This window comes from Chitinimonas lacunae, assembly GCF_042650885.1.
GTDB classification, from domain to species: domain Bacteria; phylum Pseudomonadota; class Gammaproteobacteria; order Burkholderiales; family Chitinimonadaceae; genus Chitinimonas_A; species Chitinimonas_A lacunae.
Genome location: NZ_JBHSBU010000001.1, coordinates 1,739,865 through 1,762,954, shown reverse-complemented (window position 1 = coordinate 1,762,954; position 23,090 = coordinate 1,739,865). Strand labels below are relative to the sequence as shown.

Sequence of the window (23,090 nt, the reverse complement as noted above, 5' to 3'; positions counted from 1 at the left end):
TCAAAGGGCGCTGTCAGCCACAGCGCGGCATGAGGGATCTTGATGCCGCCACGGGTGGTAGCGCCCATCTCATTGCCGTTGTTGGCGGCAGTGCGGTCCTTGGATCGGACAGTGAGGGCTCCTGCCTGGCAATCGATTCGAACCTGTTTTGGTGTGGAGGCATTGCCATTCAACTTGGCCTCGCCGCTCAGCCCGATGGAGTGCTGTATGCCTGCGCTTTGAGGTCCGGCCACGCTGATGCTGAATTGGCTGGAAATGCGCTGGCTGGCGAAATCCACCGGTCACGTCGCCTGCAGCCGGTAGGTCTGCACTGGGCCTTTACCGCGAATCTGCATCACCTGCGGGCCGATGCTGCCGTGCGGACCGGCCAGGCTCAGAAAGCTGAGTTCGTCGAACAGCACCTCCATCGGCACCGCCTCGTCGCACAGCCGCATCGCCAGATTGACGGTGTCGCCCCACAGGTCGTAATTGAGTTTCTTGCGGCCGATCACGCCGGCCACGACGGGTCCGGTGGCAAAGCCGATCCGTACCGCAAAGCGCTCGCCACAGACGGGCGGATGGCGCCGGGCCAGGGTCAGGATATCGAGTGCCGCTTCGAGCACCCGTTCGGTATGGCGGCCGTCGCCATCGGGTTCGAGACCACCGGCCAGCATATAGGCGTCGCCGATGGTCTTGATCTTTTCCAACTGCAATTGCTCGCACAGCAGGTCGATCGGGCCAAAGAAGCTGTCCAGCAATTCCACCACCGCATACGGCGTCAACTCGGCGGCCAGCCGGGTAAAGCCGACGATATCGGCAAACAGCACGGTGACGTCGGCATGCCCTTCGGCCAGGATCGACTCGGGCCGCGCCAACTGCGCCGCCAGCCGCTCGGGCAGCAGCGAGCGGGTCAGCTCGGCATTGCGCGCTGACGCCTCCAGCCATAGTTGTCGATAGTCGGAGGGGTCGGAAACGGTCGAGCTGCTCATATCAATCGCCTGTTCGGACTACTTGGCGCTTTCAGCATAGTCCGTACTGCTGAGCCGTCCGTCAGTCAGGGCAGTTCGCTGCGGCGGCGCCGGGCAGCGCTGAGGTGTTGCAAGGGCAGGGCGGTGGTCTGCTTGACGGTTGCCAGCACGAAACTCGACTTCACATCGACCACGCCCGGATGCTGCAACAGCGTATCCATCACAAAGCGCGAGAAATGCGCCAGATCTTCGAATACCACCCGTAACAGGTAGTCCATCTCACCGGCCATCGCATGGCAGGCGATCACCTCGGACCAACCTTGCACCGCCTGGGTAAAGCTGGCGGTATGTTGTTTGCCACGCTTATCGAGCAGTACCCGGACAAAGGCTTCCAGCCCCAGACCCAACTGGGTGGGTTCGAGCAGGGCAACATAGCGGTGGATCACCCCTTCGCTCTCGAGCCGCTTCAGGCGGCGCAGCGTCGGGGAAGGCGACAGGCTGATGGCCTCCGCCAGCTCCAGATTGGTCAGACGGCCGTTTTCCTGCAATGCCGCCAGGATTTTCAGGTCCAGCTTGTCGAGTTCGATCATTTCCGCTCCATGTCCCCGGTTTTTTGGCATTTTATGCCAATGCTGCGCTGCTCTACGGCGGAAATCGCAATCAAATTGCGGCAGACTGGTCTTATCCTTGCGTATCATTTCGCGCGCCCAGTACCAACCGGCGTGGGCACGCCTGGAGACATAAGATCATGGATAACGCTATTACTGACCTTCCGCGTGGTATGCAGGAATGTTTGCCTGATTACCGGGATATTCACGAAGTCGCCGTACCCCCTTATACCGATGTCGAACATCACACTTGGGCGACTTTGTATGCCAATCAGCAGAAGGTCCTGCCTGGCCGTGCCTGCGACGAATTCCTGGCCGGGCTGGAAGCCGTGGATTTCCCGGCAGATCGGATTCCCCGTCTGGCCGACATCTCCGACCATATCGAACGCCATAGTGGCTGGCGCCTGACCCGGGTGGACGGTCTGGTTCCCAACTACGAATTCTTCAAGCTGCTGTCCGAGCGGCTGTTTCCCTCGACCGACTTTATCCGTCGTCCTGACGAGATCGAGTACACCCCAAGCCCCGATATGTTCCACGACCTGCTGGGACATGCGCCGCTGTTGGTCAATCCCCGTTTCTGCGCCTTTTTCGAAGCCTTTGGCCGCGCCGGTGTCGCTGCTTTCGAGCGCATGCCCGAAGGCCATCCGGCGCGTGACTGGCTGCCGCGTATCTACTGGTTCACGGTCGAATTCGGCCTGATCCGCAATCCGGGCGGCCTGCGCATCTACGGGGCCGGCATCGTGTCGTCGCCGGGCGAAGTGCTGCACAGCCTGTCTGATGCCACCACCAAACATGCTTTCGACCTCGATGTGATCATGAATCGCTCCTACGACATCTGGCATATGCAGGACGATCTGTTCGTGATCGATTCGTTCGACCAGCTTGAGGACAGCTTCTATACCTGGGCCCGCAGTCACGGCCTGTTGAACTGAGCGTGCGGCGGCGCGGGGGCGCCGCCAGCCGCATCTGACACCGAAGAGGAGACTCCCATGCTCGACCCGATCAACCCGATGGGCACCGACGGCTTCGAATTCGTCGAATTCACCGGTCCCGACCCACGCGCCCTCGGCAGCTTGTTCGAACTGTTGGGCTTTACCCAGATCGCCCGCCATCGTTCGAAGGACTGCGTGCTGTACCGGCAGGGCGATATCAACTTCATCGTCAACGCCGAACCGCATGGCTTTGCCCAGCGCTTCTCGCGCCAGCACGGCCCGTCGGTGTGTGCGATGGCCTTCCGGGTCAAGGATGCCGCTGCCGCCTACCGCCGTGCGCTCGATCTGGGCGCCTGGGGCGTGGAGAGCCGGCCCAATGCCATGGAACTCAATATCCCGGCGATCAAGGGCATCGGTGACTCGCTGCTGTATCTGGTTGATCGCTATCCGGGCAATGGCTCGGGCGTGTCGATCTACGATATCGACTTTGTCTACGACCGGGAGATCGACCCCGCCCGCAACGACTGCGGTCTCAATCTGATCGACCACCTGACCCATAACGTCCACCGTGGCGCCATGGCCGAGTGGGCGATGTTCTACGAGCAGTTGTTCAATTTCCGTGAAATCCGCTACTTCGACATCGAAGGCAAGCTGACCGGCCTCAAGAGCCGTGCCATGACCAGCCCGTGCGGCAAGATCCGGATTCCGATCAACGAATCGTCCGACGACAAGTCGCAGATCGAGGAATACCTGCGCGCCTACCGTGGCGAGGGCATCCAGCATATTGCCCTGAGCACCAAGGACATCTTCGCCACGGTGGAAAAGCTGCGTGCCCGTGGCATGCGCTTCCTCGATACCCCCGATACCTATTACGAACTGCTCGACAAGCGTCTGCCCGGCCACGGCGAGCCGGTGGCGCGGCTCAAGGAGAACAAGATCCTGCTCGACGGCTCGCCCGGCGGCGGCCTGCTGTTGCAGATCTTTACCGAGACCGTGATCGGCCCGATCTTCTTCGAGATCATCCAGCGCAAGGGTGACGAAGGCTTTGGCGAGGGTAATTTCCGCGCCCTGTTCGAATCGATCGAACTCGACCAGGTGCGGCGCGGCGTGCTGCAAGCCGAAGACAGCGTGGCCTGATCCACAACGATGAGATGGCCGGCGCCGCCAGGTGTCGGCAAGGAGAACGAGATGGAGTGGATTCGACTGCCCTTGAGCGAGGGCACCCATACCAAGCAGGCCCATTGCGATCTGCCCGATGGCACCTTCGAGCGCGAGATGGGCAAGGAAGGCTTTGGCGGGCCGGCGGCGCATTTTGTCCATCGCCATCCGCCCACCGGCTGGATCGATTTCGACGGCCCGGTCCGGCCGCGCGCCCTGGATTTCTGTGAACTGAAAAGCCAGCACACGCTGCCGTGGCAGGCGCCGGTGATGCTCAAAAACGCCCATTGCGAAGTGCGCTGGTGGCGGCTGGCCGAGTCGATGACGGCGCTGGCGCGCAATTCCGATGGCGACCAGCTGCTGTTCGTCCACGACGGCGCCGGTGCGCTGTTCTGCGACTGGGGCCGTCTGGAGATCGGCGAGGGCGACTATGTGGTGCTGCCGCGCGGCACCATGTGGCGGATCGATGTGACGGCGCCGCTTGCCGTACTGTTGATCGAAGCGACCGAATCGAGCTACCGGCTGCCCGACAAGGGCATGCTCGGCCCGCACGCGATCTTCGACCCGGCCGTGCTGGTACGCCCGGTGATGGACGACGCCTTCCGGGCCCAGCAGACCGAGACGGAAACCACGGTGGTGGTCAAGCGGCGGGCGGCCCTGACCACGATCCGCTACCCCTACAATCCGCTCGATGCGCTGGGCTGGCATGGTGACCTGACCCCGGTGCGACTCAACTGGCGCGATATCCGGCCGGTGATGTCGCATCGCTACCATCTGCCGCCTTCGGTCCATACCACCTTCCAGACCGATCGTTTTATCGTCACCACCTTCTGCCCGCGACCGATCGAGTCCGACCCCGGTGCGCTCAAGGTGCCGTTCTTCCATAACAACGACGACTACGACGAAGTGATCTTCTATCACAAGGGCAATTTCTTCAGCCGCGACAATATCCACCCGGGTATGGTGACTTTCCATCCCTCGGGCTTTACCCACGGCCCCCATCCCAAGGCGTTCGCCGCCGGGGCTGCTGCGGCCAAGAAGGAAACCGACGAAGTGGCCGTGATGATCGACGCGCGCGACCCGCTTGACCTGAGCGAGGAGGCGCTCAAGGTCGAATGGACCGGTTACGCGGCGTCCTGGCAGGTGAAGTGATGGTGCCGGCCGCCGGACACGGCGGCCAGGCCCGCACCACTGCCCGCTGCCTTGGCCATCAGGCGGCCTGAGTCACCCCCGTTCGCCTCCACGGCGACGGCCCAATCCCGGCTGGGGCTGACTCCTAGGCTGCCGTGGCAGCGGACGCCTGCTGGAAAGCAAAGCGGTATCCAACTTAATTCAAATAACAGGAAAAACGGCTGCTAGGTACAGAGCTGTTGGAGTTAAAAAATGAAACTTGCAAGCCTGAAGCATGGTCGCGATGGCCGCCTGGTGGTGGTCAGTCGTGACCTGAGCCACTATGTGGCGGTGCCCGAGATCGCCGCCACCTTGCAGCAGGCGCTTGATGACTGGGCCACGTCCGAGCCGCGTCTCAAGGCCGTATCGGACCGGCTCAACAGCGGCGCCATCGCCGACGCCCAGCCGTTCGACCCCGCTGCCTGCGCGGCCCCCTTGCCGCGCGCTTACCAGTGGGTCGATGGCTCGGCCTATCTCAACCATGTCGAGCTGGTGCGCAAGGCGCGCGGCGCCGAGATGCCGCCCTCGTTCTACACCGATCCGCTGATGTATCAGGGCGGCTCGGACGAGATGCTGGGCGCGCGCGACCCGATCGTGATCCGCGACGAAGCCTGGGGCACCGATCTCGAAGCGGAACTGGCAGTGATTACCGACGATGTGGCGGTGGGTACCTCGGCTGCCGAGGCTGGCCGTCATATCAAGCTGCTGATGCTGGTCAACGATGTCAGCCTGCGCAATCTGATTCCGAACGAATTGGCCAAGGGATTCGGCTTTGTGCTGTCCAAGCCCGCCTCGGCGTTTTCGCCGGTGGCCGTGACGCCCGACGAGCTCGAAGGCCACTGGCGCGACGACCGGCTTCACCTGCCGCTGCGTACCTGGGTCAATGACCGCTGGCTCGGTGAGCCCAATGCCGGCGAAGAGATGCAGTTCAGCCATGCCGATCTGATCGCCCATCTGGCCCGTACCCGCGGTCTGGTGGCGGGCTCGATCGTCGGGTCGGGCACGGTATCGAACCGTGACCGCACGCGCGGCTCCTGCTGTCTGGCCGAAGTGCGGATGATCGAGACGATCGAGCAGGGCGCGGCCAAGACCCCGTTCCTCAAGGCGGGCGACCGGGTGCGGATCGATATGCTCGACCTCGAGGGCCGGTCGATCTTCGGCAGCATCGAGCAGACCGTGCAGCTCGTGGCGGGGTAGAGCAGGTGCGAATACTCTAATAAAACGCTGTAATTAAATGTAATCGACGCCGCCCAACTGGGCGGCGTTGTTTTTCCTTTCGGCAACTGTTGCCCTTAAGCCACAAGTCCTTCAAAAGTAACAAAAACTTCTTTTGAACTTTATGCCAGATACGTACCATGCGCGCCTTTGCAGAAACGGGGAGTCCGATCATGCGTAAATGGGAAGAGCCCAAGAAGCCGAAAGCCCGCATCGAAATCATCCCGATGATCGACGTGATGATGTTTTTGCTGGTGTTTTTCGTGCTGCTCAGCCTGAACGTGATTCCTGCTCTGGGTGTCAAGACGGCGCTGCCGTCGTCGGGTGTGGCCCAGGATCTCAAGGCGCAGAAAAACGCCATCATCACGCTCGCCGCTACCGGCGAACTCCAGCTCGATGGCAAGGATGTCGTGCTGGAACAACTGGCGCCCAAGTTGCGCGCCATGCAAAAGCCCAACGAAAAGCTGGTCATTATCGTCAATGCCGACCGCTCGACGGAGTTCCAACGAGTGATCGACGTCATGGACGCACTCAAAGGCAACGGCTTCGAAGCCATCTCTTTCGCGACCAAGAAGAAGTAAGCCGTCGATGTCTTCTCTGTACCGTTATCGCGATATCGTCTCGGCGCTGCCCGCCGCCCTGGTGGTGGCAGCCCTGGTAGGCGGCGGTTTCAAGAACGCCACCTCGGTCAAACCCAAATACGAGGCGCCGGTCGAGGTGCAACTGATCGACGAGAGCGAGATTCCGCCGCCGCCGCCGCCGCCTCCACCCCCGCCAGAACCGACGCCGCCGCCGCCCGAACCGGCCCCGGCACCGCAACCGGCGCCCGAACCCCCCAAGCCCGCGCCCGTACCGGTACAGACGCCGGTGCCCGACCCGAGCCCGACGCCGCCGCCTCCGCCGCCCAAGGCCGAGACGCCGCCGCCCAAGGCCGACACACCGCCGCCGCCTCCGCCGCAGCCGCCGGCCCCCAAGGTCAGCAATAGTGCGGCCATTGAAGGGGCGTATATCGCCAAGCTGCGCAACTACCTGGAGCAGGTCAAGCGTTACCCGACCGGCAAGGAAGCCTCGCTGCAACGGCCTGAAGGCAAGGTCGAGGTCTGGTTGCTGGTGGCACGCGATGGCCGGGTGATCGATTCGGGCATCGACAAGCCTGCCGATTCGATGCTGCTCAATGCCGCCACGCGCGACTTCCTCAAGCGTGTCACCAAGGTCGAGCACATCCCCGACGACGCGTTTGCCGGCAAGGACTCGCAGCGCTTTACCGCTGTGCTGACCTATACGCCGCCGCAGCAGGAATAGGCGTCCGCCACCGTTTTCGTCCGCGTCGGCACGGCCGGCGCGGTCCACCCGATCAGATAAACAGGGAGAACCACCGTGTATTTCAGAAAGACTCATATCGCCGCGTTGATCGCGGGCCTGGCCAGCACCGTCTGGGCCGCCGACAGCGTCAGCGTCGGTGAGATCAAGGTTCAAGGCACCGGCGCCTTCGGCGGCGGCAAGATGATCCAGGAAGAAACCGCCAAGGCCCGTTCCTCGGTCGGCAAGAAGGCCATCGAAGAAAAACCCGCGACGGCCAACCCGTATCAACTGATTTCGCAGATGCCGGGCGTGAATGCCTCCTCGCAGGACGCCACCGGCCTGTTCGGCGGCACGCTGACCATCCGTGGCTTCTCGGCCAGCCAGATGGGCTTCACCATCGACGGCGCCCCGGTCAACGATTCGGGCAGCTATGACGTGTTCCCGCAGGAATACAGCGACGCCGAGAACCTCGAAGAAGTGTTCGTGACCCAGGGCACCACCGACAACGACGCCCCGCACGTTGGCGCCACCGGCGGCAATGTGGGTATGGTGTCGCAGAACCCGCTCGACAGGTTCCGGGTCAAGTTCAGCCAGACCGTCGGCGACGACCATATGTTCAAGACCTTTGTCCGTCTCGATACGGGCAAGACCGGTCCGGTCAAGTCCTTCCTGTCGGTGTCGAAGGCCGAGTCGGACAAGTGGCGCGGTGTTGGCCAGGCCGACCGTACCCACGTCACCGCCAAGTCGGTGTGGAATATCGGCGGCGGCCATTCGGTGTCGGCCGGCGTTGACTACAACAAGGCGGTCAACCACTTCCTGCGTCGCACCAGCAAGCAGAACTATCAGACCTTCGGCCGTTTCTACGACTACGACGGCACTTTCGGCGGCCGTCGCGTCACTGCCGGCCGGGCCGACAGCGAAAGCGGTCTGACCAACTACTACGACCTCAACAAGAACCCGTTCGAGAACGCCCTGTTCACCGGTAAGGCTACCGTGGCCCTGGGCGCCAATATGAGCTTCAACCTCGAACCGTACTTCTGGTACGGCTTCGGCGGCGGTGCCAACGGCAACACCCTGCGCGAAGCCGATTTCACCACCGGCGGCCGCGACCTCAACGGCGACGGCGACCGCCTCGATACGGTGGCTTTCTACCGGATCTCCAAGACCGTCACCCACCGTCCCGGCGTGACGGCCCGCCTCAACTGGCAACTGAACGACCACAAGCTGCGCCTGGGCCTGTGGTGGGAACGTGCCCGCCATCGTCAGACCCAGCCCTACGTCTTTATCGACGACAACGGCCGTCCGATGGACGACTGGGCCGATGGCTCGGTGGTGCTGCGCAACGACGGCCAGATCTACCAGAACCGCAACTGGCGCACCATCACCACCGCAACCCAGTTCTTCGCCGAAGACGCGTTCTCGCTGGGCGACAAGTGGAGCTTCCTGGTCGGCGTGCGCACGCCCAAGACCGAACGTGAAGGCTACGACTACGGTTCGGGCTCGGAAACCCAGGCGCAGTACCGCGAAGTCAGCCGCAGCTGGGACCAGATCCTGCCCAATGCCTCGGCCAAGTTCCAGATCGACCAGCAAAGCCATCTGTTTGCTGCCGTGTCGAAGAACTTCCGCGCTCCGCAGAACTTCGTGCTGTTCGAGCGCAACCCCGACGGTTCGGCCCGCGATATCAACCCGGAACGCTCGATCAATATCGACCTGGGCTATCGCTTCCAGGGCGAGCTGTTCAACTTCAGCGGTTCGCTGTTCTCGGTCGACTTCAAGGATCGCCAGGCTTCGCGCCAGGATGAAGACGGCACGCGCCGCAACTACAACGTGGGCGATGTGGAAGTCCGCGGTCTGGAACTCGAAATGGCTTCGCGGCCGATCAACGGTCTGTCGGGCTACGGTTCGCTGACCCTGACCCGCTCCAAGCAGCTCGACAACTTCAAGACCCAGGGCGCCAACCGTCAGCTGGTCGAACTGCCGACGTCGGGCAAGCAGATGGTCGACACCCCGCGTCTGCTGGCTTCGGCTGGCGTGACCTATCAGCTGGGCGGTTTCAGCACCAGCCTGTCGGCCAAGTACACCGGCAAGCGCTATGGCGACCTGACCAACGACGAGTCGATCAGCTCGGCCACCGTCTATGATCTGAGCGCCGGCTACCGCTTCAAGGACACCGCCTGGTTCCGCAACGCTTCGGTGCGTCTGTCGGTGCAGAACCTGTTCGATAAGAACTATCTGGCCGGTATCCCGAGCACGTCCACCAATGCGGTGGCCTACGGCGGCGTGGCGGCGTTCTCGCCCAACTACGATATCGGTAACGCCCGCTTTACCAGCGTGGTGTTCTCGGCCGATTTCTAAAGCGTGACCCGATGCGGCGGGGGGCTGCCCCGCCGCTCACAGCGAGACTGAGACCATGGATAGCGTCAAAATCCTGCACGATATTTCCTTCTACGCCATGTACGTCTGCGCCGCGCTGGCGGTGTTCGTCATTGGCGAGCGGCTGATTTTCTATTTCGTGACCATGAAGCATGCGCGCGAACTGGAAGCCGTGATGCACCACGATATCCACGACCTGGGCGAGCTGCCCAAGGAACTGGTGAATCGTGATTCGGTTCCGGTCGATGTGCTGCGTCAGATGCTGGAGACCAAAGACCAGCTCCGTCGCCGTTCCGACCTCGAAGACATGTCGGACGCGATCTATATCGCGATGAAAGCCAAGCTCCATCAGCGTCTGTGGCTGCTCGACACCATCGTTACCGCCGCACCGCTGCTTGGTCTGCTGGGTACCATTCTCGGTATTATCGATACCTTCGCGGTGCTGGCTTCGAGCGGTATTTCCGATCCGTCGGGCGTATCGAAGGGTATCGGTACGGCGCTGTTCGCGACCGCGCTGGGTATCTCGATCGCGCTGTTCGGTCTGGTGTTCTTCAACCACTTCCAGGAACGGGTCGAGCGCATCAACGACCATATCAAGATCCTGCTGCTGCGCGCCGGTATCGGCACTCACTACAAGGAAGAGTAAGCATGTGGCGTCCTGCCCTGTTGGCCCTGCTGTTGGGGGGCGGTGTCGCAGCCGCCGATCTGGTTGCCGGGCCGATGGCCGGGCCGCCTACGCATCGTGGCGTGACGCTGTGGCTGCAAGCCGACGGCGCCGCCCGTGCCAGCGTCGAGTATTGGCCGCTGTCGGCGCCCAAGACCCGTCGACGCAGTGAAGTTCAGGTCCTCGGCGCGGCCGAGGACTTCTCCGCCAAGATTCGCCTGTTCGGGCTCGAACCGGGCGAGCGCTATGGCTACAGGGTGCTGTTCGACGGCAAGCCGGTCGGCAAGGAATTGCAGTTCGCCACCCAGGAACTGTGGCAGTGGCGCCGTGATGCGCCCGATTTCAAGGTGGTGGCCGGTTCGTGCAATTACGGCAACGAGCCGCCGTTCGACCGTCCGGGCAAGCCCTACGGCGACCGCCATCTGACCATCTTCCCGCGCATGGCCGAGCAAAAGCCCGATCTGACGCTCTGGCTTGGCGACAATGTCTATTACCGCGAAGTCGACTATTCGAGCCCCGAAGGCATGGCCTACCGCTGGAAGCGTGAGCGCAGCCAGGGCTATATGCAGTCGATTTTCCAGGTTGGGGGCCATGCGGCGATCTGGGACGACCATGACTATGGTCCCAACGACGCCAACCGCAGCTTTGTCTTCAAGGGCGAGGCCCTGAAGCTGCAGCAGCGCTACTGGCCCAATCCGTCCTTCGGTCTGCCCGAGCTGCCGGGGGCCTTTACCACCTTTAGTTTCAACGACGTCGATTTCTTCCTGCTCGACAACCGCAGCTACCGCGACGATCCGGCCATGCCCGCCAGCCCCGACAAGACGATGTTCGGGCCGGAACAGATGCGCTGGCTGAAAAACGCGCTGCTTGGTTCGACCGCGGCCTTCAAGGTGGTGGTGGGCGGCAGCCTGTTCCTGCGCAACGAGGAGCGGGCCGACGATTGGAACGACTACCCGGCCGAGCGCGAGGCTTTCTTCGACTGGATGCAGAAGGTCAGGCTCGAAGGCGTGTTCTTTATGTCGGGCGATGTCCATCGCGCCCAACTGAGCCGCGTCGAGCGCCGCAACGGCTATCCGCTCTACGATCTGACCTGCTCGCCGCTGACTTCGGGCGGCCATAACGACCCCAAGCTCAACCAGCAGCCGGAACTGGTGCCAGGCACGCTGGTGGCGGGCGAGCGCAGCTTCTGCTCGCTGGAGTTCCAGGGCAAAAAGGCTGAGCGCCGGGTGGTGATCAAGGTGATCAACGCCGACGGTGAAGTGAAGTGGGAAAAAGCATTGAGCCGGGCTGAACTGACTTATCCCAAGTAAGTGATTTGGAATCGCGGTGGACCGGTATGTCCGCCGTCGGCAAAAACGCCAGCTATGGAGGCTTCCATGCTGGCGTTTTTCATTTTTATCTATATGGCGCAGCAAATGTTGAAACTATTTTGCAGAATTTTTTATTTTGAAGCCTGATGACTCGGATTTCTGGAAATTTATATAGTGATGGGAATATACATAATGCCTTGAGAGAGTGTGTGGTGGCGGAGGGGCAGGGGAGACGAACTCCCTGCCTGGTCCCTTATTCAGCCGCCGCACCGAGCTTTCTCAGGCGGCCCAGCCATTTGCCGGCTTCGACCATATCGAGGTTGCCGACCGAGCCGATCAGCGTCTCATTGACCGGCGACATGCCCACGAAACCCAGAATATTGCGCTCAAGCGAGCGGACGCTATGGGCGCGGAAATATAGCCGGTAGACGGCAGCAGGCATTCCCATCGTCACCACCACCCGGGCGGAACGTCCGGTTAGTCCTTTATGTGCCAAAGGATTTTTGCCTTCCCCGGTGAAGGCAAAACCCGGCCGCGCTATCTGCTCCAGAAAACCCTTGAGCAGCGCTGGCATATCGCCCAGCCAGAGCGGGAAGAAGATCACAATATGTTCGGCCCATTTGATAAGGCGCTGCGGTTCTTCCAACGCCGGAGGGACGCTACCGTGCTCCCAGTCGTACTGACTGCGCAACAGGGGAAACTGGAGGGTGGCAATATCGATCCGCTCCACTTCATGCCCTGCCGCCTGCGCTCCTTCGGCATACGCCGCTTCAAGTGCATGACACCAATGACGCTCACCAAGATCAGGATGGCCCTGGATCAGCACAATGCGCTTGCCCATGATGTTTTTGCTCCGCCGAGTGAAGCCTCATTCTGGAAGCGGGTGGCGGGAGCCGCGTTGATCCAACGCAATTTTCCTATGGCTTATTGTGTGACTTTTATTTACATAATCAAATGGGGGTTAGGGAAGATGCTCAAGCATTGCTCGGCAGATTTCTGCGTCCTTCATTTGCCATGGTGTATAGGTCTCGTCAGGCTTATTGCACAGAATTTTGTTGGCGGCTCCTGGTTGGGAAGTACGACCAGGGCATGGTCCATACCAGCGAGTTCCGCCTCGATAATGCTGGAGATAAGTTTCCAATCGCCGCGCGCCAGACCCGCGCCGATCAATGGGTAGCCGATCCGTTTATCCGGAAACGTCTGGCGCAATCTGGCAAAGACCGAGCGGATGGCATCGTAGTCGGCTTTGATATGGCGACCGCGCCAGTCGTACTGGGTATAGGCGTTGACGATCAGGAACTCGACCGGGCCGCGTCGAATGGTGGCGATGCTGTATGTGCCGAGTTTGTTGCGGTCGGCCGCCACGGTGGCTGCGTCGGCGGCGAAGGCTTCGGGATAGTGTTGCCTGATGGTTTTGGCGAGGCCGGCCCCCATAGTGCAGAAGCAGTTACAGCCATGAACGATCAGGTCGAACTGACCGGCTTCAGCGAGGTCCAGCAGATTGCCGCTAATTTGTTTCATCCTATTCCCTTCTTTTGAAAGCATTGATTAATCAATAAAAATGCCCCGCATAAAGCGGGGCGCCACTATACAGAAATCAGTTTAAAGCGGCCAATCGGGTGAACGTTGGGCAAGCTGTTTCCGCAGCGTATCCATCTCCTCCAACAAATCTGCCACCAAGGCCGCCAACTCCGGCACGGCATCGAAATCTCGTTCGATCCAGCGCATACGCCGGGCCCGCGACACCATCGGGCTGGAGAAGCGCCAGATGCCGGCAACGCTTTCGATTTGCGGAAATAACCCTTCGTCGATATGGCGCAACAGCCATTCATGCTCGACCTGACAGATAGCTGCCATCTGTTCGAGTGTCAGCCAGCTTTCTTCCATCAGACTGCCGATCAAGACCTTGTTGTCCATCGCTCAAGCCCTCCTTAGCGGCGCGGATCGAATGCCAGTTCGCGTGCCATCGTCTCATACAGCTGCCGCGCCTGCGGCGTGTCGGCCGGTGGCAGCCTGACAGCCAGTTCGAGCAGCAGATCGCCTGCTGGATTACCCGGAATCCCCTTGCCGCGTACCCGCAACGACTGGCCGCTCTGCGCACCTTCCGGAATGCGCATCTTGACGCTGCCGTCAGGCAGCCTGACTTCGACCACCGCACCCAGTGCCGCCTCCCATGGCGCCACCGGCAAGGTCAGATGCAGATCGCGGCCGCTGACCCGAAAGCGCGGGTGCGGCTTGAAATGCACTTCGAGCAACAGATCACCCGCCGGCCTGCCGGCCGGCCCCGGTGCGCCCTGACCGGCGAGCCGGATCAGCTGGCCTTCGCATACCCCGCGTGGAATCCGCACATTGAGCGTCCGATGCGCCAGCCGGACCCGGCCCTGCGGGTCGGTCTGCGGGACTTTGAGGGTGATCTGCCGGGTAGGGCCGGTAAAGGCGTCTTCGAGGTCGAGCTGGATCTTGGCGTGGTGATCTTCGCCCTGGCGTGCGCCGTGGCCCTGAAAACCATGCGCGCCGCCCATCCGGCCGAACAGCTCGGCAAAGAAATCGCTGAAATCGGCAGCCCCATGCCCCCCAAAGCCGGTGCCGGAAAACTCGAAGCCCGTATCCCAATTGGGCGGCGGCCGGAAATCCTGTCCGGCCTGGAAGCCCTGACCCAACTGGTCGTAGGCAGCCCGCCGCTCGGGGTCGGACAGCACCGTATAAGCCTCGTTGATCTCCTTCATCCGGACTTCGGCATCGGCTTCTTTGGAGACATCGGGATGATACTGGCGGGCCAGCTTGCGAAAGGCCGTGCGGATCTGCTCCGCCGTGGCATCGCGCGCTACCCCCAGGGTTTGATAGTAGTCGTGAAATTGCATACAAGTTCTCCAGAATCAATCACTTGCAGCTTTTTTGCGCTACGCGTGTAGATGCGGTGAAAAGGCGAAAATTCAAGGTCTTGAAGTTGGCGAGGAGCGCTCTGATATACGGCAATGGGCGGCCCGGTTACGGGTCGCACAGTGCGAAAAGGAGGATCTCGTTATGTTCTACCGTAGTCTGTTCCCCCGCGATATGTTTGCCGAACTGGACCGTCTCCAGCGCGAACTACAGCATTCCTACGACTTGTCCCCCAGCATTCGGGGCATCGCCCGTGGCGGCTTTCCGGCGATGAATATCGGAACTACCCCGCGTTCGGTGGAAATCTACGCCTTCGCGCCGGGCATCGACCCGGCCAGTCTCGATGTACAGATCGAAAAAGGCGTACTGACCATCGCCGGCGAGCGGCAGGTGGCCCAGCCCAAGCCCGAGGACAAGGCCACGCTGCATATCGACGAGTGCTTCAGCGGCCGTTTCCGTCGTGTCGTCACCCTGCCCGACGATATCGACCCCAACTCGGTCCAGGCCAATTACCAGGATGGCGTGCTGCATATCCGCGTACCGCGTCAAGAAGCCCCGCAGCCGCGCCGTATCAGCATCCAGTAAGGTAAGTAAGGAGAACAGGATCATGGACAACACTAGCGTCGCCAACCGTCAAAACCAGACCCAGGAGCAGGCCCGCAGCGAGGCCAGCCTGATTCCACCGGTCCAGGTGATCGAAGACAGCAGAGGGATCACCCTCTATGCCGATCTGCCCGGTGTGCCGCGCGATAAGCTCAGCCTACAGATCGAGGCCAATACCCTGACCATCGAAGGTCAGCTCGGTCTGGAAATCCCCGAAGGGCTGCAATCGAGCCATGTCGAGGTCAGCCTGCCGCGCTACCAGCGGGTGTTCACCCTGTCGAAGGAACTGGACGCCGACAAGGTGCAGGCAGAGTTCCACCATGGGGTGCTGACCCTGCGCATTCCCAAGACCGAGCAGGTGCAGCCGCGCAAGATCGAGGTCAAGGTGGCCGGTGCGGCCAGATAGTCGATAGGCATCATGACGGGCGGGCCGCCGCGGCGGCCCGTTGAAGGAGAGCAAGATGGCCAATGATTTCAAACAGGGACTCGAACAGCTCTGGGAGTCGATGACCGAAGGCTGGCGCCAGCTGAGCAAATCGGCCACCAGCGCACTGACTTACTTCAAGCCTGCGCAGAATTCGCAGCTCCCCGACCGCAGCGAGGTCGATGACGGCCACTATCTGCCGGTCCACGGCTGGTCGATGCTGGGCGGCGATGTGTTCGAGGACGACAAGCGCGTGGTGGTACGGCTCGAACTGCCCGGGATGGACAAGCAGGATATCCAGATCGATATCGAGGGCGACAAGCTGGTGATCAGCGGCGAGAAACGCTTCCAGCGTGAAAGCGATAACGGCCGCTGGCGTATGCTGCAATGCGCCTATGGCAGCTTCCGCCGCGTGGTGCCCTTGCCGGCGCCGGTATTGGCCGAGCAGGCCAATGCTTCTTACCGGAACGGGGTACTGCGGGTTGACCTGCCCAAGACCCAGCGCGAAAAACCACGTTCGATCCAGATCAGTCCTGACTGACACGGTTCGGCAGGTCTCACTGACTGAACTGCGCTTTTCATTAATTTTCTTCTAGATAAAGCAAAATATCTTGCAAATGTTTTTGCAGGATATTTTGCTTTTTATCGTCCAGCTTTAGGCGACCGCAAACAGGCCAAGGTTGATGCTGGTTACGGTTTGATTCTGGTCAATATTACCTTTAGACACAGGCGTAGCCTGCTTAGCAGAGGGCCATACCGGGCTGGCTCTCGCCGAATGCTTACCTGCATGCTTCTGGAGGATTTATGGCTATCCACCTCAGCTTTCTGGGCGGCACCAATACGGTGACGGGGTCGAAATATCTGCTTGAGGTGGGCGGCCTGCGGCTGCTGGTCGATTGCGGTCTGTTTCAAGGTTGGAAGCAACTGCGGCTGCGCAACTGGGCACCCTTGCCGTGCGATCCGGCCGAGATCGACGCAGTGGTGCTGAGCCATGCCCATCTCGATCACAGCGGTTATCTGCCGCTGCTGGTGCGCGAGGGTTTCCGCGGGCCGGTGTACTGCACCGAGGCCACCCGCGATCTGTGCAGCATCCTGTTGCCCGACAGCGGCCATCTGCTCGAGGAAGAGGCCAATTGGGCCAATCTGCGCCATAGCTCCAAACACAGCCCGGCCTTGCCGCTTTATACCGAACGTGACGCCGAACGCTGTCTTGGCGCATTGCGGCCATTGCCGTTTGAGCAGGAAATGGCACTGGGTCCTGGCGTGACGCTGCGTTTTCGACCGGCCGGCCATATCCTCGGTGCGGCAAGCGTGGAAATCCGTGCCGAAGGGCAGACGATCGTGTTCTCCGGCGATCTGGGCCGGCCCAACGACTTGATCATGAAGCCGCCGGCGCTGGTGCGCGAAGCCGACTGGCTGCTGGTCGAATCGACCTATGGCGACCGGCAGCATGCGGCCGAAGACCCCCGGGTGCGGCTGGGCGAGATCATCCGCAATACCGTGGCCCACCAGGGCGTGGTGGTGATCCCGACCTTTGCCGTGGGACGGGCGCAGAGCCTGCTCTATCTGCTGTATCGCTTGCAGGAGGCCGGTGAGATTCCGCGGGTGCCGGTGTTTCTCAACAGTCCGATGGCGGTCGATGCCACCACGATCTTTCTGCGCCATCAGGGCGAGCACCGGCTGAGCCGGGAGGAATGCACCGCCATGTGCCGGGTTGCCACGGTGGTGCAATCGGTCGAGGAGTCCAAGGCACTCAACGCCCGGCACGGGCCGATGATCATCCTGTCTGCCAGCGGGATGGCGACCGGAGGGCGGGTGCTCCACCATATCCGCGCCTTTGCGCCCGATCCGCGCAATGCCATCGTTTTCTCGGGCTTTCAAGCGGGTGGTACCCGGGGTGCGGCCATGCTGGGCGGGGCGCGGACCGTGCGGATCTATGGCGAAGAAGTGCCGATCCGGGCCCGGGTCGAGAGCGTGCCCAATTTCTCGGCCCATGCCGACGCCGACGAGACGCTCGACTGGCTGCGCGGCTTCGAGCGAGCGCCTTGCCATACCTTTGTGGTCCATGGCGAGCCCGACGCCGCCGATACGCTGCGCCGCCGGATCGGCAACGAACTGCACTGGTCGGCCAGCGTGCCCGACTATCTGCAACGGATCGAGCTGAGCGCATCATGAATCGTCCCAGCGGCTTACGTTTTCGCCCGCTCGGCATCGATAGCGCCCACGACCATATCGTGTATATGAACGCGGGCTGCCATATCTGCCGTGCCGAGGGGTTTGCGGCGCAGACCCGGCTGGTGGTCGCGGCCAATGGACACAGCCTGATCGCCACCCTCAATACCGTGCATAGCGATCTGCTGGGCATCGATGAAGTGTCGCTGAGCGTTTCCGCCCAGCAGCGACTCGGGGTGGTGGCAGGCGACCAGCTGTATTTCTCCCATGTGCCGGTACTGCGGGCCGAGAGCTTTATCCGGGAAAAACTCTACGGCCACCGGCTCAACGGTCCGCATTTCGAAGCCATCGTGGCCGACACCGTCAATGGCCGGCTGTCGGACCTGCACCTGGCTGCCTTTGTCGCGGCCTGTGCCGGCGAGCGGCTCGATATCCGCGAAACCGCCTCACTGACCCGGGCCATGGTGGCGGCTGGCGCCCGGCTCGACTGGGGGAGCCATCCGGTGGTCGATAAACACTGTGTCGGTGGCCTGCCCGGCAATCGCACCACGCCTATCGTGGTCGCCATCGTCACCGCGGCGGGCCTGCTGATGCCCAAGACGTCTTCGCGTGCCATTACTTCGCCTGCCGGAACTGCCGACACCATGGAAGTGCTGGCGCCGGTCGATCTCGATCTGAGCGCCATCCGCCGGGTGGTCGAGCGTACCGGCGGCTGCGTGGTATGGGGCGGCGGCATGCAGCTCAGCCCGGCCGACGATCTGCTGATCCGAATCGAACGCTCGCTCGACCTCGATAGCGACGGCCAACTGGTGGCGTCGATCCTGTCGAAGAAGATCGCTGCCGGCTCGGACCGGGTATTGATCGATCTGCCGGTCGGGCCGAGCGCCAAAGTACGCTCAGCGGTGCTTGCGCGCAAATTGAGCAAGCGGCTGTGCCGGGTCGGGGCCGAGCTGGGACTGATGGTGGAGACGGTACTGAGCGACGGAAGCCAGCCCATCGGTCGCGGCATCGGTCCGGCGCTCGAAGCGCGCGATCTGTTGCAGGTGCTGCGTAACGACGCGGAGGCCCCGGGCGATCTGCGGCTGCGCGCCTTGTGGCTCGCTGGTCGGGTGCTCGAAATGGGCGACGCGGCTGCTCCCGGCGAAGGCATGAGTCGGGCGGCCGAATTGCTGGAGCAGGGGCTGGCCTGGCGTCAGTTCGAAGCAATCTGCGAGGCCCAGGGCGGTTTGCGCAGTGTGCCCTGTGCACCGCTGACCGAAGTGGTCACGGCCGCTCAGGCCGGGCGGGTGACCCAGATCGACAATCGGGTCCTTGCCCGCATTGCCAAACTGGCCGGTGCCCCGGAAGCCAAGGCAGCCGGGGTCGATCTGCATATCAAGCTGGGGCAGCGGGTCGAAGCCGGCCAGCCCTTGTTTACCCTGCATGCCGAAGCCCCGGGCGAGCTGCGTTACGCCGCACGCTATGCGGCGGAGCAGACGGGCGTGATTGGAATTCACCATGACTGATGCGCTGCTGTTGGTTTTCCCAGGCCAGGAGGCCCTGGCTCAAGCACTGGCGACGGCCTGCGGTTATGAATGGGCGTCGCTGCAACTGCACTGGTTTCCCGATGGCGAAGTACGGGTGACGGTGCCTGCAAACCTGAGCGGCCGCTGCGTGGTCTTGCTGGGCAGCCTCGACGACCCGGCGCGCAAGACGCTGCCGCTGTTGTTCGCTGCCGACGCGGCACGTGAGCTGGGGGCGTGCCGCGTCGGGCTGATTGCGCCTTATCTGGCTTATCTGCGTCAGGACTGCCGCTTTGCCCCGGGCGAAGCGATCAGTTCGCGGACTTATGCCAGGATCTTGTCGGATAGTTTTGATTTTCTGCTGACGGTCGAGCCACATCTCCATCGCTACCGGCATCTTGATGAGATTTATCGCTGCGAGGCCGTCGCGCTCACCGCTGCGCCGGCACTGGCCGACTGGCTGCGGCACGAGGTCACGCGGCCCCTGCTGGTCGGTCCCGACAGCGAAAGCGAACCCTGGACAGCCGCTGTGGCCGCCCGGCTGGGCGCACCGTATATCGTGTTGAGCAAGGTGCGGCAGGGCGACCGCAACGTCAGCGTATCGCTGCCTGACGTTGCCACCTGGCGTGACCATACGCCGGTACTGCTCGACGATATCTTATCGACCGGCCGGACCATGGCCGCGGCCGTTGCGCGGCTGAAGCAAGCCGGCCTGGTGGCACCCGTTTGCGTGGCGGTCCATCCCATCCTCGCCGGCGACGCGCTGGCCACACTCGAAGCGAGCGGGGCGGCGCAGGTGGTCAGCAGCAACAGCATTCCTCATCCTACCAACCGGATCGATCTGGTCCCGCTGCTGGCCGAGGCGTTGCGCGGCCTGATTGGAGAATCCCGATGAGCAAGCTCCACGATCTGTTGCAGCCCGATGGTCCCGACGCGCTGTCGCATCAGCGCGATGGCCGGCTCGGTTTCCCTTATCAAAAGCTGCGTATCGGCCGCAGCAGTGCCTTTATGCCGCAGGTGGCGGCACCTTTGCCGGACGACCCGGCGTTTGCCGAGTGGGCGGCCGGTTATGGGGTGATCGCCCATGCCTCGGTGACCCAGGATCGGGTGCGCGGGCTGCTCAAACATCTCGAAGAAGCAAAGGCGCTGGCCTTGCTGCGTGCGGCCGACCGCTTATGCAGCGCGGCGATGTGGCTGGTGGCGCATATGACCTATGCGCGACGGGTAAGGCTCGATGGGGCGCCGCTGACCGAAGAGGATTTCAAGCCTTCCCCCGAAGGCCATACCGGTGGCTCGCTCAATATGGTGCCGGCCTATGTCGGCTATCTGCTGGCCAATGCCTTGAGCGGTCATACCCGGAGCTGGTTGATGGGGCAGGGCCATTGCGTGGCGGCAATCGATGCGGTCAATGTCCTGCTGGGCAATCTCCATCCCGAGCAGGCTCAGCGCTATGGCACCGATGAGGCGGGGCTGAGCCGGCTTTGCCAGGATTTCTACCGCTACGCCATCGACGCCAACGGCCAGCCGGCGGCGCCGCTTGGCAGCCATGTCAATGCTCATACGGCGGGTGGTCTGATCGAAGGCGGCTATCTGGGGTTTGCCGAGCTGCAATACGTCCATATGCCCTTGCCCGGCGAGACGCTGGTGGCCTTTCTGAGCGACGGCGCCTTCGAGGAACAGCGCGGCAGCGACTGGGCGCCGCGCTGGTGGCGGGCCGAGGATTGCGGTGCGGCGCTGCCGGTGATGATCCTGAACGGCCGCCGTATCGAGCAGCGCAGCGGGGTCGAGCAGGATGGTGGGGTGGCGTGGTTTATCGAGCATCTACAGCTCAACGGCTTCGATCCGGTCGAAATCGACGGCACCGACCCGGCCGCGTTTGCCTGGGCCATTCTGGAGATGGAACGTCATCTTGAGGCCGAGGCCGCTGCGGTGGCGGCGGGCAAGGCCAGCTATCCGGTGCGGCTGCCCTATGCCATTGCCCATGCGCCCAAGGGCTTCGGCTTTCCCGGTGCTGGCAGCAATCTGGCCCACAATCTGCCGCTGGGGGCCAACCCGGCTTCCGATGATACGGCGCGTGAGCGCTTCAATGCGGCGACGGCCTGTTTATGGGTGTCGCCGTCGGAGCTGGACGCGGCGCTTGCCTGTCTGCATACCCATGACGCACAGCAACGGCCGCTTGAACGCGACCATGCGCTGACCCGGCGTCAGCCCGACCTGCGCCGCACCGAGCTGCCCTGGCGCGAGGCGCCCGGCACGCTGTCGCCGATGGCGGCCTGCGATGCGGCGTTCTGCGCGATTGCCGCTGCCAACCCGCAACTGCGCGTGCGGGTCGGCAACCCCGATGAGTTGCGCAGCAATGGCATGGCGCAGACGCTGGAGCGCTTCCAGCATCGCGCCACCCATCCTGAAGCCGGTGCGCCCGAGTCGATCACGGGTGGGGTGATTACCGCGCTCAATGAGGAAGCGGTGATCAGCGCGGTGCTGGCTAATAAGGGCGGACTCAATCTCGCGGTCAGCTACGAGGCGTTCGCCGTCAAGATGCTGGGAGCACTGCGGCAGGAGGTGCTGTTTGCCCGCCACCAGAGCGAGGCCGGTCGGCCGCCCGGCTGGCTGTCCCTCCCGCTGTTGCTGTCTTCGCACGCCTGGGAGAACGGCAAGAACGAGCTGTCCCATCAGGACACCACGCTGGCCGAAGCCTGGATCGGCGAAATGAACGACCGGGCCCGAGTGGTCTTTCCGCCTGACTGGAACGGCGCCGTGGCCACGCTCGACGCCTGTTATCGCAGCCGTGGCCAGATCTGGTGCGTGGTGGCGCCCAAGCGCACGGTGCCGACCCGTCTGAGCCGGGACCAGGCCGAGGCCATGGTGCGCGATGGCTTTGTCCGCCTCCATGGCAGCGGCGCCGACGATGAGCGGCTGTTGTTGGTGGCAGTCGGTGCCTATCAATTGACCGAAATGCTGCGCGCTTCGCGCCGGCTTGCCGAGCATGAAGTGGCACATAGTCTGGTCTACCTGTACGAACCGGGACGGCTGCGGCTGGCACGCGATGCAATCGAGGCCACGATCTTGGCCGATCCCGATGCCGTCGCACGCTGCTTTCCCACCCGTTTGATTCAGCGGGTGATTCTGACCCATACCCGGCCTGAACCCTTGATCGGCACCTTACGCACCATCGATACCGGTCCGCAGCACACCCGGGTGCTGGGTTTTCGCAACCGTGGCGGCACGCTCGATGCGGCCGGAATGCTGTACGCCAATCAGGCCACCTGGGCCCATGTGCTGGCCGCGGCTGCCGGTCTGCTTCATTGCGGACTCGATGAATGGCTGACGCCGGAAGAACGGGATGCCGTGCTGGGTTTGGGTGATCCGGCTGAACTGCGTTGAGGCTGGCGGCTTGGTCGGCGTTTATTTGGAAAAAATCAGGAAAAATATCTTCAAGATCCAGTGAGTAACATAGAGATAAATAATTTAAAAAGGCAAAAATCCTCGTCAAAAGGCGCGGTGGGAACGTGAGGTCTCGGACCATTGTTTGACTCCTCATGGATCGATCCAAGGACACAGTGCGTCCGCCACACGGGTGCGTTGGCCCCCTGAAGAGCCTTTGATTCGGATACCGAGGATGAAGCAGAGCCGCTCTCGCAGCTTATATCTATTGTCTCCCCGCCTGGCTCAGGGTGGACCGGGCGGACTTTGGCGCAGCCTGCGGTTTTGCGGGCTGTGGTGCTGTCCTTATTGAAGACGGTCGGGAGACTTCGGGGATGGAGGCGGTAGCGGAAAAGAGAATGCCCCGGAAGAACCGGGGCATTGCTTAGGCGCGGGCCGGGTGTCGC

22 protein-coding genes are annotated in these 23,090 nt (G+C 62.4%); 16 read left to right on the top strand and 6 right to left on the bottom strand.

The features are described from left to right. Positions 1-281: 281 nt before the first annotated feature. On the bottom strand, positions 282-968 hold the full coding sequence (locus ACFOW7_RS07220; RefSeq protein WP_378162588.1) for an adenylate/guanylate cyclase domain-containing protein: 687 nt from the start codon (positions 966-968) through the stop codon (positions 282-284). Between the two features lie 65 nt (positions 969-1,033). Beyond that, positions 1,034-1,537: an Lrp/AsnC family transcriptional regulator gene (locus ACFOW7_RS07215; protein ID WP_378162586.1), complete on the bottom strand. Its 504-nt coding sequence runs from the start codon at positions 1,535-1,537 to the stop codon at positions 1,034-1,036. Between the two features lie 158 nt (positions 1,538-1,695). Between ACFOW7_RS07215 and ACFOW7_RS07210 the strand changes: the two genes are divergently transcribed. The 9 genes from ACFOW7_RS07210 (at position 1,696) to ACFOW7_RS07170 (ending at position 11,679) form a co-directional block, all read left to right on the top strand. Beyond that, positions 1,696-2,487, top strand: coding sequence for a phenylalanine 4-monooxygenase (locus tag ACFOW7_RS07210; RefSeq protein ID WP_378162584.1), 792 nt, complete (start codon positions 1,696-1,698; stop codon positions 2,485-2,487). A gap of 57 nt (positions 2,488-2,544) precedes the next feature. Further along, positions 2,545-3,624, top strand: a complete 1,080-nt coding sequence (hppD, locus tag ACFOW7_RS07205; RefSeq protein ID WP_378162582.1) for a 4-hydroxyphenylpyruvate dioxygenase — start codon at positions 2,545-2,547, stop codon at positions 3,622-3,624. 51 nt (positions 3,625-3,675) lie between these two features. Continuing rightward, on the top strand, positions 3,676-4,797 hold the full coding sequence (locus ACFOW7_RS07200; RefSeq protein ID WP_378162580.1) for a homogentisate 1,2-dioxygenase: 1,122 nt from the start codon (positions 3,676-3,678) through the stop codon (positions 4,795-4,797). A gap of 231 nt (positions 4,798-5,028) precedes the next feature. Further along, the gene (locus tag ACFOW7_RS07195; RefSeq protein ID WP_378162578.1) at positions 5,029-6,012 is read left to right on the top strand and encodes a fumarylacetoacetate hydrolase family protein; all 984 of its coding nucleotides are present in this window, start codon (positions 5,029-5,031) and stop codon (positions 6,010-6,012) included. Between the two features lie 158 nt (positions 6,013-6,170). Then, positions 6,171-6,611 carry an ExbD/TolR family protein gene (locus ACFOW7_RS07190; protein ID WP_378162576.1) on the top strand — a complete coding sequence of 147 codons (441 nt, stop codon included), beginning with the start codon at positions 6,171-6,173 and terminating at the stop codon, positions 6,609-6,611. 7 nt (positions 6,612-6,618) lie between these two features. Beyond that, on the top strand, positions 6,619-7,332 hold the full coding sequence (locus tag ACFOW7_RS07185; RefSeq protein ID WP_378162574.1) for an energy transducer TonB family protein: 714 nt from the start codon (positions 6,619-6,621) through the stop codon (positions 7,330-7,332). A 75-nt stretch (positions 7,333-7,407) separates the two neighbouring features. Next, the gene (locus ACFOW7_RS07180; RefSeq protein WP_378162572.1) at positions 7,408-9,687 is read left to right on the top strand and encodes a TonB-dependent receptor; all 2,280 of its coding nucleotides are present in this window, start codon (positions 7,408-7,410) and stop codon (positions 9,685-9,687) included. A gap of 55 nt (positions 9,688-9,742) precedes the next feature. Continuing rightward, on the top strand, positions 9,743-10,351 hold the full coding sequence (locus ACFOW7_RS07175) for a MotA/TolQ/ExbB proton channel family protein (protein ID WP_378162569.1): 609 nt from the start codon (positions 9,743-9,745) through the stop codon (positions 10,349-10,351). Positions 10,352-10,353: 2 nt separating this feature from the next. Then, on the top strand, positions 10,354-11,679 hold the full coding sequence (locus tag ACFOW7_RS07170; RefSeq protein WP_378162567.1) for an alkaline phosphatase D family protein: 1,326 nt from the start codon (positions 10,354-10,356) through the stop codon (positions 11,677-11,679). Between the two features lie 253 nt (positions 11,680-11,932). Here the strand turns inward: ACFOW7_RS07170 and ACFOW7_RS07165 are convergent, their stop codons facing one another. From ACFOW7_RS07165 to ACFOW7_RS07150, 4 genes are all read right to left on the bottom strand, one after another. Further along, positions 11,933-12,520, bottom strand: coding sequence for an NAD(P)H-dependent oxidoreductase (locus ACFOW7_RS07165; protein ID WP_378162565.1), 588 nt, complete (start codon positions 12,518-12,520; stop codon positions 11,933-11,935). Between the two features lie 164 nt (positions 12,521-12,684). Further along, positions 12,685-13,224, bottom strand: coding sequence for a macro domain-containing protein (locus tag ACFOW7_RS07160; RefSeq protein WP_378162563.1), 540 nt, complete (start codon positions 13,222-13,224; stop codon positions 12,685-12,687). A 57-nt stretch (positions 13,225-13,281) separates the two neighbouring features. After that, positions 13,282-13,596 carry a chaperone modulator CbpM gene (locus tag ACFOW7_RS07155; RefSeq protein WP_378162561.1) on the bottom strand — a complete coding sequence of 105 codons (315 nt, stop codon included), beginning with the start codon at positions 13,594-13,596 and terminating at the stop codon, positions 13,282-13,284. A gap of 14 nt (positions 13,597-13,610) precedes the next feature. Then, on the bottom strand, positions 13,611-14,540 hold the full coding sequence (locus ACFOW7_RS07150; protein WP_378162559.1) for a DnaJ C-terminal domain-containing protein: 930 nt from the start codon (positions 14,538-14,540) through the stop codon (positions 13,611-13,613). A gap of 163 nt (positions 14,541-14,703) precedes the next feature. Here ACFOW7_RS07150 and ACFOW7_RS07145 point away from each other — a divergent pair, with 163 nt between their 5' ends. The 7 genes from ACFOW7_RS07145 to ACFOW7_RS07115 all read left to right on the top strand — a co-directional run bounded on the left by ACFOW7_RS07145 (position 14,704) and on the right by ACFOW7_RS07115 (position 22,644). Beyond that, positions 14,704-15,144: an Hsp20/alpha crystallin family protein gene (locus ACFOW7_RS07145; protein ID WP_378162557.1), complete on the top strand. Its 441-nt coding sequence runs from the start codon at positions 14,704-14,706 to the stop codon at positions 15,142-15,144. Between the two features lie 22 nt (positions 15,145-15,166). Then, entirely contained in the window at positions 15,167-15,568 is a 402-nt protein-coding gene (locus tag ACFOW7_RS07140) for an Hsp20/alpha crystallin family protein (protein WP_378162555.1), read from the top strand. Between the two features lie 55 nt (positions 15,569-15,623). Next, a complete protein-coding gene (locus ACFOW7_RS07135) occupies positions 15,624-16,127 on the top strand; it encodes an Hsp20/alpha crystallin family protein (RefSeq protein ID WP_378162554.1) in 504 nt (167 codons plus the stop codon). A gap of 263 nt (positions 16,128-16,390) precedes the next feature. Further along, positions 16,391-17,761, top strand: a complete 1,371-nt coding sequence (locus ACFOW7_RS07130; RefSeq protein WP_378162552.1) for an MBL fold metallo-hydrolase RNA specificity domain-containing protein — start codon at positions 16,391-16,393, stop codon at positions 17,759-17,761. Continuing rightward, positions 17,758-19,263, top strand: a complete 1,506-nt coding sequence (locus ACFOW7_RS07125; protein WP_378162549.1) for a thymidine phosphorylase family protein — start codon at positions 17,758-17,760, stop codon at positions 19,261-19,263. Before ACFOW7_RS07130 ends, ACFOW7_RS07125 begins: the two co-directional genes overlap by 4 nt. Then, positions 19,256-20,155 (top strand): ribose-phosphate pyrophosphokinase, encoded by a 900-nt coding sequence (locus tag ACFOW7_RS07120; protein ID WP_378162546.1) that lies wholly within the window; start codon positions 19,256-19,258, stop codon positions 20,153-20,155. The genes ACFOW7_RS07125 and ACFOW7_RS07120 overlap by 8 nt, the downstream gene beginning before the upstream one ends. Further along, a complete protein-coding gene (locus ACFOW7_RS07115; RefSeq protein WP_378162544.1) occupies positions 20,152-22,644 on the top strand; it encodes a phosphoketolase family protein in 2,493 nt (830 codons plus the stop codon). The genes ACFOW7_RS07120 and ACFOW7_RS07115 overlap by 4 nt, the downstream gene beginning before the upstream one ends. Positions 22,645-23,090: the final 446 nt, after the last annotated feature.